The organism is Limimaricola hongkongensis DSM 17492 (assembly GCF_000600975.2).
Classification (GTDB): Bacteria; Pseudomonadota; Alphaproteobacteria; order Rhodobacterales; family Rhodobacteraceae; genus Limimaricola; species Limimaricola hongkongensis.
Genome location: NZ_KK088649.1, coordinates 496,999 through 512,810 on the forward strand (window position 1 = coordinate 496,999; position 15,812 = coordinate 512,810).

General features: G+C 70.8%; 13 protein-coding genes, 1 pseudogene and 1 riboswitch. Of the genes and pseudogenes, 3 read left to right on the top strand and 11 right to left on the bottom strand.

The genetic code is table 11. From position 1 onward, the window contains the following. Positions 1–19: 19 nt before the first annotated feature. The 4 genes from cobO to cobN form a co-directional block, all read right to left on the bottom strand. Positions 20–628 (bottom strand): cob(I)yrinic acid a,c-diamide adenosyltransferase, encoded by a 609-nt coding sequence (gene cobO / locus LOKHON_RS04430; RefSeq protein WP_017927605.1) that lies wholly within the window; start codon positions 626–628, stop codon positions 20–22. Between the two features lie 57 nt (positions 629–685). Next, a complete protein-coding gene (locus LOKHON_RS04435; protein WP_017927604.1) occupies positions 686–1,423 on the bottom strand; it encodes an LrgB family protein in 738 nt (245 codons plus the stop codon). Further along, positions 1,420–1,770, bottom strand: coding sequence for a CidA/LrgA family protein (locus tag LOKHON_RS04440; protein WP_017927603.1), 351 nt, complete (start codon positions 1,768–1,770; stop codon positions 1,420–1,422). Before LOKHON_RS04440 ends, LOKHON_RS04435 begins: the two co-directional genes overlap by 4 nt. 91 nt (positions 1,771–1,861) lie before the next feature. Further along, on the bottom strand, positions 1,862–5,563 hold the full coding sequence (gene cobN / locus LOKHON_RS04445; protein ID WP_017927602.1) for a cobaltochelatase subunit CobN: 3,702 nt from the start codon (positions 5,561–5,563) through the stop codon (positions 1,862–1,864). A 78-nt stretch (positions 5,564–5,641) separates the two neighbouring features. Here cobN and LOKHON_RS04450 point away from each other — a divergent pair, with 78 nt between their 5' ends. Continuing rightward, entirely contained in the window at positions 5,642–5,824 is a 183-nt protein-coding gene (locus LOKHON_RS04450; protein ID WP_017927601.1) for a hypothetical protein, read from the top strand. A gap of 2 nt (positions 5,825–5,826) precedes the next feature. On the opposite strand, the gene LOKHON_RS04455 is transcribed toward LOKHON_RS04450, so the two are convergent. Beyond that, positions 5,827–6,279: a GNAT family N-acetyltransferase gene (locus LOKHON_RS04455; protein ID WP_017927600.1), complete on the bottom strand. Its 453-nt coding sequence runs from the start codon at positions 6,277–6,279 to the stop codon at positions 5,827–5,829. Continuing rightward, positions 6,276–7,340 (bottom strand): cobalamin biosynthesis protein CobW, encoded by a 1,065-nt coding sequence (gene cobW / locus LOKHON_RS04460; RefSeq protein ID WP_017927599.1) that lies wholly within the window; start codon positions 7,338–7,340, stop codon positions 6,276–6,278. The genes LOKHON_RS04455 and cobW overlap by 4 nt, the downstream gene beginning before the upstream one ends. Between cobW and LOKHON_RS15610 the strand changes: the two genes are divergently transcribed. Then, positions 7,339–7,719, top strand: a complete 381-nt coding sequence (locus LOKHON_RS15610) for a DUF1636 family protein (protein WP_017927598.1) — start codon at positions 7,339–7,341, stop codon at positions 7,717–7,719. The genes cobW and LOKHON_RS15610 overlap by 2 nt on opposite strands. Here the strand turns inward: LOKHON_RS15610 and LOKHON_RS16655 are convergent. After that, a complete protein-coding gene (locus LOKHON_RS16655) occupies positions 7,629–8,405 on the bottom strand; it encodes a CbtA family protein (RefSeq protein ID WP_425412362.1) in 777 nt (258 codons plus the stop codon). The genes LOKHON_RS15610 and LOKHON_RS16655 overlap by 91 nt on opposite strands. A 10-nt stretch (positions 8,406–8,415) precedes the next feature. Continuing rightward, a complete protein-coding gene (locus LOKHON_RS04475) occupies positions 8,416–8,586 on the bottom strand; it encodes a CbtB domain-containing protein (RefSeq protein WP_017927596.1) in 171 nt (56 codons plus the stop codon). A gap of 34 nt (positions 8,587–8,620) precedes the next feature. After that, positions 8,621–8,843, bottom strand: a riboswitch (cobalamin riboswitch). A 165-nt stretch (positions 8,844–9,008) separates the two neighbouring features. Between LOKHON_RS04475 and LOKHON_RS04480 the strand changes: the two are divergent. Further along, positions 9,009–12,467: pseudogene (locus tag LOKHON_RS04480) on the top strand (chromosome segregation SMC family protein). Positions 12,468–12,822: 355 nt separating this feature from the next. Here the strand turns inward: LOKHON_RS04480 and LOKHON_RS04485 are convergent. The 3 genes from LOKHON_RS04485 to cbiB all read right to left on the bottom strand — a co-directional run bounded on the left by LOKHON_RS04485 (position 12,823) and on the right by cbiB (position 15,799). Then, positions 12,823–13,560, bottom strand: coding sequence for a glutaredoxin family protein (locus tag LOKHON_RS04485; RefSeq protein WP_017927594.1), 738 nt, complete (start codon positions 13,558–13,560; stop codon positions 12,823–12,825). Between the two features lie 78 nt (positions 13,561–13,638). Further along, positions 13,639–14,853, bottom strand: a complete 1,215-nt coding sequence (locus LOKHON_RS04490; RefSeq protein ID WP_017927593.1) for a lytic murein transglycosylase — start codon at positions 14,851–14,853, stop codon at positions 13,639–13,641. Positions 14,854–14,917: 64 nt separating this feature from the next. After that, a complete protein-coding gene (gene cbiB, locus LOKHON_RS04495; RefSeq protein ID WP_033315445.1) occupies positions 14,918–15,799 on the bottom strand; it encodes an adenosylcobinamide-phosphate synthase CbiB in 882 nt (293 codons plus the stop codon). Positions 15,800–15,812 lie beyond the last annotated feature (13 nt).

Consider the following 15,812-nt stretch of genomic DNA (forward strand, 5'->3'; position numbering starts at 1 on the left):
CCGCGCCGCCGGGGCCGGTTCAGAATTCGACGCCGATCTGCGCCTTGATGCCGGCGCGGAACGGGTGCTTCACGAGCTCCATCTCGGTCACCAGATCGGCGGTCTCGATCAGGTCCTCATGCGCGTTGCGCCCGGTCAGCACCACATGGGTCATCTCGGGCTTTTCCTCGCGCAGGAAGGTCACGACCTCGTTGATGTCGAGATACTCGTAGCGCAGCGCGATGTTGATCTCGTCGAGCAGCACCATGCGGTTGGCAGGATCGCGGATCAGCTCGCGGGCCTTGTCCCACGCCGCCTGCGCCATTTCCGTGTCGCGCGAGCGGTCCTGCGTCTCCCAGGTGAAGCCTTCGCCCATGGTGTGGAACTGACAGACATCCGCGAACCGCTCAAGGATCAGGTCGCGCTCGCCGGTGGACATGCCGCCCTTGATGAACTGCACCACCGCGCAGGGCATCTCGTGGGCGATGCAGCGGAAGATCATACCGAAGGCGGCCGAGGATTTGCCCTTGCCCTTGCCGGTATGGACGATGACGAGGCCCTTTTCGTCGGTCTTGGTGGCCATGATCTTGTCGCGCGCGGCCTTCTTCTTGGCCATCTTCATCGCGTGGCGGTCGGTGTCGTCGGTCATGGCATGGCTCCTTTTCGGGGCGCCAGACTGCGCCGGACCGCGCCGCTGCGCAACCCGTCAGCCGGTCAGAAGCGCCACCAGCCACGGCGCCAGCAAGGGCGCGATCAGCGCCGTCAGCAGCGCGTTGAGCCCCATGCCGATCCCGGCGAACGCCCCCGCCGTCTCGTTGACCTGAAACGCCCGCGCCGTGCCGATGCCATGCGCGGCCACCCCCACCGCGAGACCGCGCGCGCGCCAGTCGCGGATGCGAAAGAGATTGAGAAGCGGCGTCGCGACCACCGCGCCGGTGATGCCGGTGATGATGACCAGCACCGCCGTCAGGTTGGGCGCGCCGCCGATCGTCTCCGACACGCCGAGCGCCACCGGCGCGGTCACCGATTTGGGCGCCAGCGACAACAGCGTCTCGCCCCTGAGCCCGAAGGCCGCGCCGATGCCCACCGCCGTGACCAGCGCCGTGACCGATCCCGCCGCCAGCGCCGCCAGCATCGGCCAGAAGGCCGAGCGGATCAGCCGCAGATTGGCGTAAAGCGGCACGGCCAGCGCCACGGTGGCCGGGCCGAGCATGAAATGCACGAACTGCGCGCCGTCGAAATACCGCTCATACGGCGTGCCGGTGACGCGCAAGAGCACCGCCAGAAGCGCCACGGCGACCAGCACCGGGTTCACCAGCGGCCTGCGCCCCGAGCGGCGAAAGGCGAGATCGCCCAGGCTGTAGGCCACCAGCGTTGCGGTGAGCCACAGCAAGGGATCCTGGCGCAGATAGGTCCAGATCTCGGCGGGATCGGCGGGGGTCATTCCGAGGCCCCCGTCAACCGCGCCACGGCGAGAAACACCCAGACCCCGGCGAGGATCGCCGCGACCGTCGACAGCAGCAGCGCCGCGATCAACGCCACCCCGTCGCGGCCCAGCGTGTCGAGATGGCCGACCACCCCGACCCCCGCCGGCACGAACAGAAGCGACAGATGCGCCAGCAGCCCGGAGGTGGTCGGCGCGATCCGCTCGGCCAGCTTGGGGCGCAGGACCAGCGCGGCGAACAGCAGCGCCATGCCGATCACCGGGCCGGGCACCGGCAGGCCGAGGCCACGCGCGGCGACTTCGCCTGAAAGCTGGCAGGCGAGAAGGACGACGAGATTGACGATCATGGGGCCTCCGGTCTGCGGTGCCCTCACTCTGGGGCCGGCACGCGCGCCGTCAAGCGCGCGCGCCTTTGCCACCGGGCAACCGCCGGCGCCGTCACGCCTGCCGCAGCGCCTCGATCCGCGCGCGGGCCGAGTTCGAACGCGGCTGCCACAGCCCGCGGTCGATCGCCTCCTGAAGCCGCTCGGCGATCTCGCGCAGCGCGGGGGCGTTGTGCTCGGCGATGAAATCGCGCGTGTCCTCGTCGGCCAGAACCGCCTCTTCCACGAGATCGAAATGGTGGGTCTTCACCGCCCGCGTCGTGGCGGCGAAGGCAAAGAGGTAATCGACCGTCGCCGCGATCTCGAACGCGCCCTTGTAGCCGTGGCGCTTCACGCCATCGATCCATTTGGGGTTCACGACGCGGCTGCGCACCACGCGGGCGATCTCCTCGTCGAGGCTGCGGATCACGGGGCGCTCGGGGCGGGAATGGTCATTGTGGTAGATCGGGCGATCCCGGCCCTGAAGGCTCGCCACCGCCGCCGCGGCGCCGCCCTCGAACTGGTAGTAGTCGTCGCTGTCGAGAATGTCGTGCTCGCGGTTGTCCTGGTTCTGGACGATCGCCTCGACCTGTCCCAGCCGCGCGGCAAAGCCGTCGCGGTCGGCCTCGCCCTCCTGTCCCGCGCCATAGGCATAACCGCCCCAGTCGAGATAGGCCGCCCCGAGATCGGCGCGCTCGGTCCAGATCCGCTCGTCGATCAGCGCCTGAAGACCGGCGCCGTACGCGCCGGGCTTGGAGCCATAGACCCGCGCCTCGCTCTCGCCCGCGCGCACCCGCGCCGCCGCCGGGTTGATCTCCTCGGGCTCGTCGAGCGCCTGCACCGCGCGCGCCGCCGAATCCACCAGCGCCACGAGCTGCGGGAAGGCATCGCGGAAAAAGCCCGAGATGCGCAGCGTGACGTCGACGCGCGGGCGGCCCAGAACGCCCTCGGGCAGCACCTCGAACCCGGTGACGCGGCGGTTGGCGCTGTCCCATGTCGGCTTCACGCCCATCAGCGCCAGAGCCTGCGCGATGTCGTCGCCCCCCGTGCGCATGTTGGCCGTGCCCCAGGCGGTGACGAGCATGCTGCGCGGCCAGTCGCCGTGATCCTGCAGGTGCTTCTCGATCAACAGGTTCGCGGATTTCCAGCCGAGCGCCCAGGCGGTCGGCGTCGGCACCGCGCGCGCATCGACCGAAAAGAAGTTGCGCCCCGTCGGCAACACGTCGGGCCGCCCGCGCGTCGGCGCGCCCGAGGGGCCGGGAGCGACGGCGCGGCCGTCGAGACCGGTCAGCAGGCCCGCGCCCTCGGCCGGGCCGCAGGCGGCGATGGCGGGGCGGAGCCGCGTCTCGATTTCCTCCAGAACCGCCGCCGAGGCGGGGCCGGGGGCCGGAGCCTGCCCATCGAGCAGCCGCTGGCACAGCTCCTCCAGCCGCTCCACCGTGTCGCCGGCGCTGCGCCATTTTCCGGGGCCGTCCAGGGCCTCGGGACGCGGGCCGGTCCAGGTTTCGGCCATATCGCAGTCGAGCGGGTCGAAGCCGAGCTCCAGATCTTCGGCCAGCGCCCGCAAAATCGAGGCCGCGCCGGTCCCGCGCGGCACCCGCGCCAGCGCAATGGCGAGGTCGCGCTCCTGCCGCCCCTCGGGGCTCTGCCCGAACACGTGCAGCCCGTCGCGGATCTGCGCCTCCTTCAGCTCGCACAGCCACGCGTCGAGCTTGGCCAGGTCGGTGTCGGCCTGCCCCTCGAACCCGGCATCCGAGGCGAGGCCGGTGGTTTCCGCAAGGCTCAGGATCTCGCGCCGCAGATGGGTGATGCGGCGCGGATCGACCCCCGCCGCCTCGTAATACTCGTCCACCAGCGCCTCCAGATCGCGCATCGGGCCATAGCTCTCGGCACGGGTCAGAGGCGGGGTCAGGTGGTCGATCACCACCGCCTGCGCCCGGCGCTTGGCCTGCGTGCCCTCGCCGGGATCGTTGACGATGAAGGGATAAAGATGCGGGGTCGCGCCCAGAGCGATCTCGGGCCAGCAGCCCTCCGACAGCGCCACCGCCTTGCCGGGCAGCCATTCGAGATTGCCGTGCTTGCCCATATGCACCACCGCATCCGCGCCCCAGTGGTGCCGGAGCCAGAAATGAAAGGCGAGGTAGTGATGCGGGGGCACGAGATCGGGCGAATGATAGGTGTCGGTGGGGTCGATGTTGTAGCCGCGCGCGGGTTGCAGGCCGACAACCGCATTGCCGAAACGGTGCAGCGACAGGGCAAAGCCGCGCCCGGACCCAGCCTCGGATCTGCGTATTTGGGGAGTGATGAAAGGATCGTCGCCCGGAGGCCCCCAGCGATCAAGAACCTGGCTCTTGGCCGCCCAGGGAAGATCCGCGAAATGACGCTCGTACTCTTCGAGCGACAGAACCTCGCCGCCTTCGCGCGCGGCCCGGTCGGTGAGCCAGTTGGTCGGACCCGCCATCAGCCGGTCCATCAGCGCCTGCGCATCCTCGGGAATGTTCTCGACGCCATACGCAGCACCCTGCATCAGCCGCAGCGCATGGAGCGTGGCGGCGGGGGTGTCGAGACCGACGCCATTGGCGAGACGACCGTCCTTGTTGGGGTAATTGGCGAGGATCAGCGCCACCTTGCGGTCGGGCGCGGGCGTGGCGCGCAGCCGCGCCCAGGCCGCGGCCAGCTCGGCCACGAAGGTGATCCGGTCGGCGCGGGGCTGGTAGGTGGCGACGCGGCACTGCGTCGCCTCGTCGAAGAAGGCCTCGCCCTTGAAACCGATGGCGCGGCTCAGGATGCGCCCATCGACCTCGGGCAGCGCCACGTTCATCGCGATGTCGCGCGCCGAGAGGCCGGTCAGGCCTTCTTCCCACGTCTCCTCGCTGCTGGCCGAGAGCACGATCTGGAACACCGGGGCCTCGTTGGCCTCCGGCCCGGCCAGCGGGTTGGGCGAGGCGGCGTCGCCCGCCACCGCGCCGCCGGTCGCGAAGCTGGTGGCGTTGAGGATCACCGCTGGCGGCGCCTCGGCCATCAGCCCCGCCAGCGTATCGCGCGACACCGGGTCCTTGAGCGAGGCCGCGAAGACCGGCATCGGGTTGAGCCCCTGCCGCAGAAGCGCCCGCACCAGACGGTCGATCGGCGCCAGCTGCGCGCCCTGCAACAGCGCGCGGTAGAACACGATCGGCACGACCGGGGCATCGGGCGTCCATGCCGCCTGCAGCCGGTCGAGATCGGCGATGCCGAGACCGGGCCAGTACAGACCGGCGCGCAGCAACGGTCGGGCGGCCTGCGGGGCCTCCGTACCGTCGAGCATGTGGCGGGCATGGGCGAGAAAGGCGCTCGCGTTCTCTGGCCCGCCCTCGACGAGGTAGGACCAGAGCGCGTCGTAATCCCGCGCCGCCACGGTCGACAGCTCGCGCAGCTCCGCGTCGGGCTTGTCGTCGCCGGGCAGGGCGGCGAAGGGCACGCCGGCCTCGGCCAGCCGCGCCGCGTATTGCACCAGCCCGTATTTCCAGTAGCCCGAGCCACCGAGCACCCGGGCCACGACGAGGCGCGATTTCGTGGCGCAGTCGTCGAGATGCAGATCCACCGACATCGGGTGCTGCAGGTGCATGAGGCTCGCCAGCCGCAGGTCGGGCGCGTCCGGCATCTGCGCCCGCGCCGCGCTCAGCGCGGCGAGTTCCGTGTCGGCGGCGGAGATGACGACGAGATCGCCGGGGCTCTGGCCGAGATCGACGGCCTCGGTGCCGTCGGAGACGGTGCCCGGCGTGGCGGCGAGAAGATGCATGGCGGCCCTTTCGTGAACGCTTGCGCAGGTCTGCGCGTTGGGGCAGGGAGCGGCACCCCCCAGTTACAGGAGCGGATGATGGATTACAGCAAGTCGGGCGGGCCGAAACAGACCCGCAACGCGCCCAAGCACAGCGAGCACAACGCGCGCGGCACCGAAAAGACCCCGTATGACAAGCGCGAGGACAAGGCCGACCTGCTGCGCCGCATGAGGGACGCCGCGAAAAAGGCCGCCGAGAAAGCGCCAGAGCCCAAGGGCTGAGCTCACAGCCGCTTTTCCATGAAGACGCTGCAGCCGTTCTCGACGTAGTCGCCGAACCGCCCGCGCCGCGCATAGCCGTGGCGCGCGTAAAGCCGGCAGGCGGCGGCCAGCTCTTCCGCCGTCTCGAGCCGAAGCAGCGTCAGCCCCTCGGCCCGCGCCGCCGTCTCGAGCGCGCCGATGAGCGCGGCGCCGACGCCGCGCCCGCGCGCCGCGTCGCGCACGAAAACCGATTTCAGCTCGCCATAGCCCGATTTCACCTGCAGCGCGCCACAGCCCAGAAGCGCGGCCCCGTCGCGGGCCACGACAAAGCGGATGTCGGGGGCGTCGAGCGCCTCGATCGGCAGGAAATGGTTCTGATCGGGCCGGAACATCGCCCGCATCAGGTCCTGGCTCGCCTCGATCAGCGCGCGCGGACCGGGATCGGTCGCGCGCGCCGCCATGATCTCGACGCTCATGCCGCGAGCGCGGCCTCGATCGCGGCGCGGTCGAGCCCCGCCTCGCCGATCACCACCAGCCGGGTTTCGCGCGGATCGGCGCCGAAGGGCCGGTCGAAATGCGTGTCGACGCGCGGGCCCACCGCCTGAAGCGTCAGCCGCATCGGCTTGCCCGCCACCGCGACGAACCCCTTGAGCCGCAGGATGTCATGCGCGCGGATCACCTCCGAAACCTGCGCGGCAAAGGCCTTGGGGTCGGTCACCTCGGGCCGGGTGACGACAAAGCTTTCGAACTCGTCATGGCCGTGGTGGTGTTCGGCGTCGTGATGGTCGCCGTCCTCGTCGTCGTGATCATGGTGGTGATGCACCTCGTGGCGCGCCTCCATGTCGGTCTCGGCGGCGGCACCCTGGCCGAGCAGCACCTCCACGGGCAGCGCGCCCATCGTCGCGCGCACGACCTGCACGCCGTCGCGGGCTTCGGATTTGAGCTTGGCGGCCAGCGTCTCGGCGGCGCCCGGCTCCATCAGGTCGGTCTTGTTGACGACGATCATGTCGGCGGCGGCGATCTGGTCCTCGAACAATTCCGACAGCGGCGTCTCGTGGTCGAGACCGTCATCCGCGGCGCGCTGGGCGTCGATCGCGGCGATGTCATGCGCGAAACGGCCCTCGGCGACCGCCTTGCCGTCGACCACGGTGACGACCCCGTCCACGGTCACGCGGGTCGAGATGCCGGGCCAGTTGAAGGCGCGGATCAGCGGCTGCGGCAGCGCCAGCCCCGAGGTCTCGATCACGATGTGATCGGGCCGGTCCTCGCGGTCGAGGAGCTTCTCCATCGTCGGGATGAAATCGTCCGCGACGGTGCAGCAGATGCAGCCATTCGACAGCTCGACCACGTCCTCGTCGCGGCAATTCTCGATGCCGCAGCCCTTGAGGATGCCGCCATCGACGCCGAGATCGCCGAATTCGTTGATGATGAGCGCGATCCGCTTGCCGCCCGCATTGTCGAGCATGTGGCGGATCAGCGTGGTCTTTCCGGCACCGAGAAAGCCGGTGACGACGGTGGCGGGGATCTTGGCGGGCATGGTGCGTTTCCGTTACTGGTCGGCGCGACTGGCGCCGGGGGTGGATATGGACTGCATCACGATCTGCGCGAGCTGCGCGGCACCGGGGCAGGCGCCCGAAGGAACGAGGCTGGCCGAAGCGGTGCGCGACGGGCTGCGCGAGGGATGCGTGGTGCGCCTCGCGGGTTGTCTCAATGTCTGCCATTCGCCCGTCGCCCTGTCGATCCGGGGGGCGGGCAAGACGGCCTATCTCTTTGCCGGGGTGGACCCGGCCGCGCAGGCGGCCGAGATCCGTGTGCTTGCCGATCTCTACGCGGCGGCGCCGGGCGGTGACATCACCGACGCGCGGCCCCTTGGTGGGCTCAGGCACCGGCTTCTGGGCCGCATCCCGGCCGCCTGACCGCTCAGGCGGTCTCGCGCGACCAGATCCAGCCGCCCATGACGCCCAAGAGCGCCCATGCCACCGCCGACACGCCCAGTGCGCGGGTCGAGAACAGCGCCGCAAGCTCGGGCGCCGCGGTGCCGAAATAGCGGTCGAGATGCGGCGCGCCGATCAGGTGCGGCGCCGCGATCAGCACCGCCCCCAGCCCCGAGCCAGAGCGGCCCGCGACCGAACGCCATGACGCCCAGCCCGGCGGCGGTGGCGATCACGCAAAAGCCCCACCAGACCTGACGCACCGACACCTCGGCGGCGATCGTGCCGGGCAGCTCGGGCGGCAGCCCGAAGGACGGCGCGAGCGCCAGCGCGGTGAAGCCGCCAAGGCCCCACAAGAGCCCGGTGCGCGCGTCGGTCCGAACCCCGCGCCGATGCGCGAGCGCGAAGCCCGCCGCCATCACGAGGCCGAAGCCGATCCAGGCGACGACGTTCATCGCCAGCGTGCCCGCATGGCGCGCCAGCGCATCGCCCAGGGGCGGCGTGCCCGCGTCCGAGCCGATATAGCCGTCGGTGAAATGCGATCGCGCGCCGGACTCGTAAAGCTCGGCCTCCATCAGGAGCGGCACGACGAACCAGAATTGCAGGAGCGCGGCAAGCACGCCTGCGGCGAGTCCAGCGAAGAGCGCGCTGGCGCCAATCTGTCTGATCATGTCGAGAGGATCAGTGGCAGGGAAAGCCGGTGGCGTGGCGCGAATCATGGGCCACGTCGTGCATCGCGCCCGCCTGGCTGAAACCGGCGGCAAAGATGAGGCCGAGGCCGAGGATCGCGGCAAAGGCGATGGTCATGATGTCGGTCGAAGCGCCGGTCGCGGCGAAGGTCCTGGTCGTCATGTCGTGTCTCCTGTCCCGTCCACCCGACGGGGATTGGGTTGCGTCACGCAGGGCCGGTCTCCTGGCTCGCGGGTCGTGACGTGCCCCCACCTTCCCGGGATCGCTCCCAGTGGTTTCGGGGGGACGCTCGCCGCTCACAGTCGCGGGGGCGGCTGCGGCCACGGGCCTCCTGACTGGATCGGCCCCTTCCGCATTCCCGATTTCCTCCCCTCGGGCGCTTCGCGCCGCATCGGGGAACCTTGCTCCTCCGTTCTGCGCCGCTCTGCCGGGCCGCGTCAAGCGCGAAGGCCACGGGCCCGGTCGCGGCCCGCAGCGCGTCCAAACGCGGCGGAAGCCCGCGTTCCAAGGGCCGCGCGCGTTGACTCCAAGCCCCCCCGTCGCGCATAGGCGCGCGGACAAGAGCGCGAATGAGGGCGGCTTTCATGCGATTCTCCCGGCTGCGGCTGAACGGCTTCAAGAGCTTCGTGGACCCGACCGATCTGGTGATCGAGGACGGGCTCACCGGCGTGGTGGGCCCCAATGGCTGCGGCAAGTCGAACCTTCTGGAGGCGCTGCGCTGGGTGATGGGCGAAAATCGCCCCACCGCGATGCGCGGCGGCGGCATGGAGGACGTGATCTTCGCCGGTGCCGCGACCCGTCCCGCGCGCAACCACGCCGAGGTGACGCTGTCGATCGACAATGCCGAGCGGCTGGCGCCCGCGGCCTTCAACGATGCCGATGCGCTGGAGATCGTGCGCCGCATCACCCGCGATCTCGGTTCGGCCTACCGGCTCAACGGCAAGGATGTCCGGGCCCGCGACGTGCAGATGCTTTTCGCCGACGCCTCGACCGGCTCGCAATCGCCCGCGCTGGTGCGGCAGGGCCAGATCGCCGAGCTGATCAACGCCAAGCCGACCTCGCGGCGGCGCATCCTCGAAGAGGCGGCGGGCATTTCCGGGCTTTACCAGCGGCGCCACGAGGCGGAGCTGAAGCTGCGCGGCGCCGAGCAGAACCTGTCCCGCGTCGATGACGTGGTCGAACAACAGGCCGCGCAGCTCGCGACGCTGGCGCGGCAGGCCCGCACGGCGGCGCGCTACCGCGAGATCGGCGAGGCGCTGCGCGGGGCCGAGGGGCTGCTCTTGTGGCTGCGCTGGAACGCGGCGGAGACGATGCGCGGCGCCGCCGAGGAAGAGCTGCGCGAGATGGCGCAGGCCGCGGCCCGCGCCGACGGGGGCGCGGCCAAGGCGGTCGAGACGCGCACGGCCTGCGAAGCCGCGTTGCCGCCGCTGCGCGAGGAGGCGACCGTCGCCAACGCCGTGCTGAACCGGCAGGAGACCGAGCGCGACCGGCTGCTCGATCAGGAAAAACGCGCGCGCGGCGCGATCCGGGCGCTGGGCGCGCGGATCGAGCAGCTCGACCGCGACATGGAGCGCGAGAGCGTGCTCGACCGTGACGCGGGCGAGACGATGCGCGCGCTCGAAGCCGAGGCCGACGAGCTGGCGCAGGCCGGGCAGGGCCATGAGGCGCGGCTCGCGCAGATCGAGGAGACGGCGCGCGAGGCGGGCGAGATCCTCAGCGAGGCCGAGCGCGCCCAAGGGCAGCGCACCGAGGACACCGCGCGGCTGGCCGCGCGGCACCAATCGGCGCAGCGGCTCGTGGCCGAGGCGAAAAACGCGCATCGCGTCGAGCGCCGAGGCCGCCGAACAGGCCAAGGCCCAGCTCGACGCCGCCCATGCCGCGAGCGCCGAGGCCGAAACCGGCCTGACGGAGGCCGCGGAGGCCGACACGCAGGCGCGCGCGCGCGCCGAGGCCGCCGAGGCCGATCTCGCGCAGGCCGAAACCGCGCGCGCCGAAGCGCAGGGCGCCGAAGCCGATGCGCGCGCCATCCGGTCGAGCGTCGAAGGCGAGGCCAAGGCGCTGCGCGCCGAGGTGGCGGGGCTGGCGCGGCTGGTCGAGCGCAGCGACGACACGGGCCGGCAGCTCATCGACCTGCTCAAGGTCGAGCCGGGCTTCGAAAAGGCGCTGGGCGCGGCGCTGGGCGACGATCTCAAGGCGCCGCTGGTGGAGGCGCGCGGCGCGACCGGCTGGGCCGAGCTGCCGGGCTACGATGCCGATCAGCCGCTGCCCGAGGGGGCCGCGCCGCTGGCATCGGCCGTCGCGGCGCCGGGGCTTCTGGGCCGCCGCATCGCGCAGGTCGGCGTGGTCGCGCGCGATCAGGGCGCCGCGCTGCAGGCCCGGCTCATGCCCGGACAGCGTCTGGTCAGCCGCGAGGGCGACCTGTGGCGCTGGGACGGCTATCGCGCGGGCGCCGAGGATGCGCCCTCCGCCGCGGCGCTTCGGCTCGAACAGGTCAACCGGCTCGCCGCGTTGCGCGCGGAGCTGGAGGTGATCGAGGCCCGGCTCGACGATTTGAGCGATCTGCATGCAGAGGCCGCCGCCACGCTGGAGCAGGCGCGCGAGGCCGAAACCCGCGCCCGCGCCGCGCGCCGCGCCGCCGAGGCCGCGCTGTCGGAGGCGGCGAGGGGGCTCAGCCGTGCCGAGGGCGAAAAGGGCCGTGCCCAGACCCGGCGCGAGGCCGCGACCGAGGCGATGGATCGCCACGAGGCCGAAGGCCGCGCCGGGCGCGAGGCGCTGGTCGAGGCCGAAGCCGCCGCCCGTGATCTCGACGATCTCGACGCCGCGCGCGACGCGGTCGAACAGGGCCGCCAATTGGTCGAGGCGGCGCGGATCACCATGATCACCCGCCGTTCGGAGGCCGACGAGCTGCGCCGGAACGGCGAGGCGCGCGCGCGGCGCTCTGACACCGTGGCGCGCGAACTCGACGGCTGGCGCCAGCGCGCCGAGACGGCGCGGGGCCGGGTCGGCGAGCTGACGGCGCGGCGCGCCGAGACCGAGGCCGAACTGGAGCGGGCGCGCAGCCGCCCCGAGGCGATCTTTGCCGAACGGCGCACGCTGGATGCGGGCATCAGCGAGGCCGAGGCGCGGCGCGATGCGGCCACGGAGGCCCTGCGCGCCGCCGAGGGCGCGCTTGCGGATGCGCAGGCCGCCGAGCGCGCCGCCGAGCGGGCGGCCTCCGAGGCGCGCGAGCGCCGCGCCGCCTCGGAGGCGCGCGCCGAAGCCGCCCGGGCCGCCGTCACGCAGGCCGCCGAGCGGATCGCCGAGGTGCTTGAAACCACGCCCGAGGCGCTGTTCGAGACGCTCGATATCGGCGCGCTGGCCTTGCCGCCCACCGACGAGGTCGTATGGCCCGCGTCGCCAAGCTCAAGCGCCAGCGCGACGGGCTTGGCTCGGTCAATCTGCGCGCCGAAGAAGACGCCGCCGCGATCCGCGAGGAGCATGACGGGCTGGTCGGCGAAAAGGCCGATCTCGAAGAGGCGATCCGCACCCTGCGCACCGGCATCAACAGCCTCAACCGCGAAGGGCGCGAGCGGCTGCTTGCCGCCTTCGCGCAGGTGAACGAGAATTTCGGCACGCTGTTCACGCATCTGTTCGGCGGCGGCGAGGCGCGGCTGACGCTGGTCGAGAGCGACGACCCGCTCGAGGCGGGCCTCGAGATCCTGTGCCAGCCGCCGGGCAAGAAGCTCTCGGTGCTGTCGCTGCTGTCGGGCGGCGAGCAGACGCTGACCGCGCTGGCGCTGATCTTCGCGGTGTTCCTCGCCAACCCGGCGCCGATCTGCGTGCTCGACGAGGTCGACGCGCCGCTCGACGATGCCAACGTGACGCGGTTCTGCGACCTTCTGGACGAGATGGCCCGCCGCACCGACACCCGTTTCCTGATCATCACCCATCACGCGGTGACAATGGCGCGGATGGACCGGCTCTACGGCGTCACCATGGGCGAGCAGGGGGTGAGCCAGCTGGTTTCCGTCGATCTGCGCCGCGCCGAGCAGATGGTAGCCTAACGCCTTGTCTTCTGGGCTTTTCTTTCAGCCCGAAGCAAGTCGTGATATAAGAACATAAAGAGAACACTTGAGGGGTGGTCTCTTATTTGGCAAGACTTCCCCCTGCCGCGACACTTCGCGGCGAGGGGAGGTGATATGCATTGACCGAAGCCAGCTACCGTAAGTGGATGGTGGGGATCGCAGTGGCGACGCTCGTGATGACCGCCATCCGTCTCTGGGTCGGAAAGTAAGTCCCGGCCAAGAGAAACCCCGCAGAGCGGCCACTCTGCGGGGTCCAGATCAGGGATGAGACATCATCGACCGATCACTACCGTATGGCCGGTATAATGTGCATCGGCTGAGAAATTGTAAAGCCTCAGGCCACGAGCCGCACCAGCATCCACAGCCCCATCCCGGCCATCATCAGGTTCTCGGTGAGCGAGATGAACCCCAGCGGCACGTTGCTGTCGCCGCCGACGCAGGCGCATTTCAGCTCCCGCCTGTCGATCCAGACCGCCTTGATCACCGACACCGCGCCCACCGTGCCGATGAACAGCGCCAGCGGCGCCGAGACCCATGTGAGCAGCAGCGCGGTCATCAGCACCCCCGCCACCGCTTCGGCCCAGGGGTAGACATAGGCGTAGGGCACCCATTTCTGCGCCAAGAGGTCGTAGTTCAGAAAACCGTTGGTGAACCCCTCCACGTCGCGCAGCTTCTGCAGCGCCAGCAGGCACATCGAGATCGAGATGAACCAGCCGATGGTCTGCCAGGCGAGAAAGCTGCCCAGCGCCACCCATGTCACCGCGATGGCGAGCGCCAGCCCCATGCCGAAGATGGCGATCACCGGCGCATAGGTCGTGCCCTCGGGCTTGGCCGGGCGCATGTCGAAATGCGCGCGCAGATCGTCATAGCCGCCGATGCGCTTGCCATCGATGAAGGTCTGCGGCGTGGTCTTCACCCCGTGCTCGCGCATGAAGGCGTCGGTCGCCTCGCGCGTGGTGAGCGGGTGATCCTCGACCTCGAACCCCCTGGATTTCAGCAAATGAAGCGACTTCTGCCCGAACGGGCAGAGGTGCTTGGGCATCGACATGCGGTAGAGCTTGGCTTCGGCCATGGCGGGGGCTCCTCTCGACTGGGCTTGCCCCCGCAACGCCCCTCCAGCGCGGGAAGGTTCCCCGCGCGTCACATCGCGTCAGAGCGCGCCGAGCAGCGCCGGCGTGGGCCATGCGTCGGCGGGCATGCCGAGCCGCTGCTGTTCGGCCTGCACCGCCTGCCGGGTCATTTCGCCGAGGATGCCGTCGGCGCCGCCGACATCGTAGCCGCGCGCCTGCAGCTTTTCCTGCAGTCGCACCATTTCGTTGCCCGACAGCCCCGGCGCGGCGTTGCCCGCGTCATAGACCGGCGCGCCGCTCAGCCGGTTGGCGAAATAGGCGGCGGTGGTGACGTAGACGAGGCTCTGGTTCCATTCGAAATAGACCCGGAAGTTCGGGTAGGCGAGAAAGGCCGGGCCGTCCTTGCCCATCGGCAGCAGCACCGAGGCGGGCAGGTCGGCGCGGCCCAGATCGCCCGAGCGCCCGGCGATACCCAGCGCCTGCCATTCGGAGACGGGCTTTTGCGTGTCGAGCCCGGTCTGGCTCCAGTCGAGCCCCTCGGGCACCACGATCTCCTGCAGCCACGGCTCGTTGGCGCGCCAGCCCAGATGCGCCAGCATCTTGCCGCCCGACAAAAGCGCGTCGCGCGGCGAGTTCTTGAGATCGACGCGCCCGTCGCCATCGCCATCGACGCCGTTCACGAGGATGTCCTCGGGCAGCATCTGCACCTGCCCGATCTCGCCGGCCCAGGCGCCGGTGGTCGAGGCCGGGTCGAGGCCGCCTTTCGCGTAAAGCTCGATGGCGGCGATGAGCTGCGGGCGGAACAGCTCGGGGCGGCGGCAGTCATGCGCCAGCGTGGCGAGCGCGTCGGCGGTGTTGAAATCGCCCTGCACCGCGCCGTAATCGGTCTCGAACGCCCAGAAGGCCAGAAGCACGCCGCGCGGCACGCCGTATTCGGCCTCGATCCGGTCGAAGGTCGCGTCGTATCTTTCGGCGTTGGCGCGGCCATTGGCGATCCGGTTCTCGGAGATCAGGCGGCGCGAGAAATCGACGAAATCGCGTTGGAACACGCCCTGCGCGCGGTCGGCCTTGAGCACCGCCGGATCGGTGCGGATGCCGGAGAAGAAGGCGTCGACGGTCTCTGGCGCGTGGCCCAGCGCCGTGGCCTCGGCCTTCACGCCATCGACCCATGCGCCGAAATCGCCGCCGCAGGGCGGCTTGGGGCCGGTGGCCTCCTGCGCCTGCGTGAGGGCGGGGGCGAAGGCGGGGAGGGCCGCGAGAATCAGCGGGGCGAGAAGACGGGCCTTGGGGCGCATGTGTGAATGTCCTGTCCGTTGCGGGTCGCGGCGGAGCCTGCCAGCCGCACCGGGCATGGGCAACTCACGTCCACGCCAGAACGATCACCACGCAAAACCCCGCCGCCCAAGCCTTCCACAGCATCGCGCAGGCGGCCTCGATCGCCGCCGGGCCGATGTCGCGAAAGCCCTGCGGGTTCACCCATGGAAAGTCCTGCATTCGCCCGTGATAGGCGCGCGGCCCCGACAGCGCCACGCCGAGCGCGCGCGCCATCGCCGCCTCGGGCCATCCGGCATTGGGCGAGCGGTGCAGCCGGGCCTCGGCGGCGATCTCGCGCCAGGGGGCGGGGCGGCCCGCGACGAGCCAGATCAGCAGCGCGGTGAGCCGGGCCGGGATCCAGTTCATCGCGTCGTCGAGCTTCGCGCTGGCCCAGCCGAAGCCTTCGTGGCGCGGCGTGCGGTAACCGATCATCGAATCGGCGGTGTTGACGATCTTGTAGACCAAGAGGCCCGGCAGCCCGCCGATCAGGAACCAGAAGGCGGGCGCGGTGACGCCGTCGGAGAGGTTCTCGGCGGCGCTTTCGATCGCGGCGCGGGCGATGGCGGGCTCGTCCATTTCGCCGGTGTCACGCCCGACGATCATGGAAACCGCGCGGCGGCCTTCGGCGAGCGAATGGCGCAGTCCCCGCGCCACGGCGCGGACGTGATCGACGAGGCTGCGCTGCGCGAGCAGGATCGCGGCGACGAGAATTTCGGCAAAGGGGCCGGGCAGGGCGGCCAGCGCCTCGCCGAGCGAGAAGGCGGCGAAGACCAGCGCGGCGCAGGCGAGGATGCCGCGCCCGCGCGCCGTGCCGCCGATATTGAGCGTCCGGTCGAACCAGCCCACCGCCCGGCCCATCAGCACGGCGGGATGGGGGGCGCGGGACCAGATTTCGTCGGGCTCGCCGAAGGCGGCGTCGAGCGCCATGGCGATGGCGAGC

Excerpts from the sequence above, each read along its gene's own strand:
- cobO (WP_017927605.1), bottom strand. The coding sequence starts at position 628 with ATGACCGACGACACCGACCGCCACGCGATGAAGATGGCCAAGAAGAAG.
- LOKHON_RS04440 (WP_017927603.1), bottom strand. The coding sequence starts at position 1,770 with ATGATCGTCAATCTCGTCGTCCTTCTCGCCTGCCAGCTTTCAGGCGAA.
- LOKHON_RS04450 (WP_017927601.1), top strand. The coding sequence starts at position 5,642 with ATGGATTACAGCAAGTCGGGCGGGCCGAAACAGACCCGCAACGCGCCC.
- cbiB (WP_033315445.1), bottom strand. The coding sequence starts at position 15,799 with ATGGCGCTCGACGCCGCCTTCGGCGAGCCCGACGAAATCTGGTCCCGC.
- LOKHON_RS04490 (WP_017927593.1), bottom strand. The coding sequence starts at position 14,853 with ATGCGCCCCAAGGCCCGTCTTCTCGCCCCGCTGATTCTCGCGGCCCTC.
- cobN (WP_017927602.1), bottom strand. The coding sequence starts at position 5,563 with ATGCATCTTCTCGCCGCCACGCCGGGCACCGTCTCCGACGGCACCGAG.
- cobW (WP_017927599.1), bottom strand. The coding sequence starts at position 7,340 with ATGCCCGCCAAGATCCCCGCCACCGTCGTCACCGGCTTTCTCGGTGCC.
- LOKHON_RS04485 (WP_017927594.1), bottom strand. The coding sequence starts at position 13,560 with ATGGCCGAAGCCAAGCTCTACCGCATGTCGATGCCCAAGCACCTCTGC.
- LOKHON_RS04475 (WP_017927596.1), bottom strand. The coding sequence starts at position 8,586 with ATGACGACCAGGACCTTCGCCGCGACCGGCGCTTCGACCGACATCATG.
- LOKHON_RS15610 (WP_017927598.1), top strand. The coding sequence starts at position 7,339 with ATGGTGCGTTTCCGTTACTGGTCGGCGCGACTGGCGCCGGGGGTGGAT.
- LOKHON_RS16655 (WP_425412362.1), bottom strand. The coding sequence starts at position 8,405 with ATGATCAGACAGATTGGCGCCAGCGCGCTCTTCGCTGGACTCGCCGCA.
- LOKHON_RS04435 (WP_017927604.1), bottom strand. The coding sequence starts at position 1,423 with ATGACCCCCGCCGATCCCGCCGAGATCTGGACCTATCTGCGCCAGGAT.
- LOKHON_RS04455 (WP_017927600.1), bottom strand. The coding sequence starts at position 6,279 with ATGAGCGTCGAGATCATGGCGGCGCGCGCGACCGATCCCGGTCCGCGC.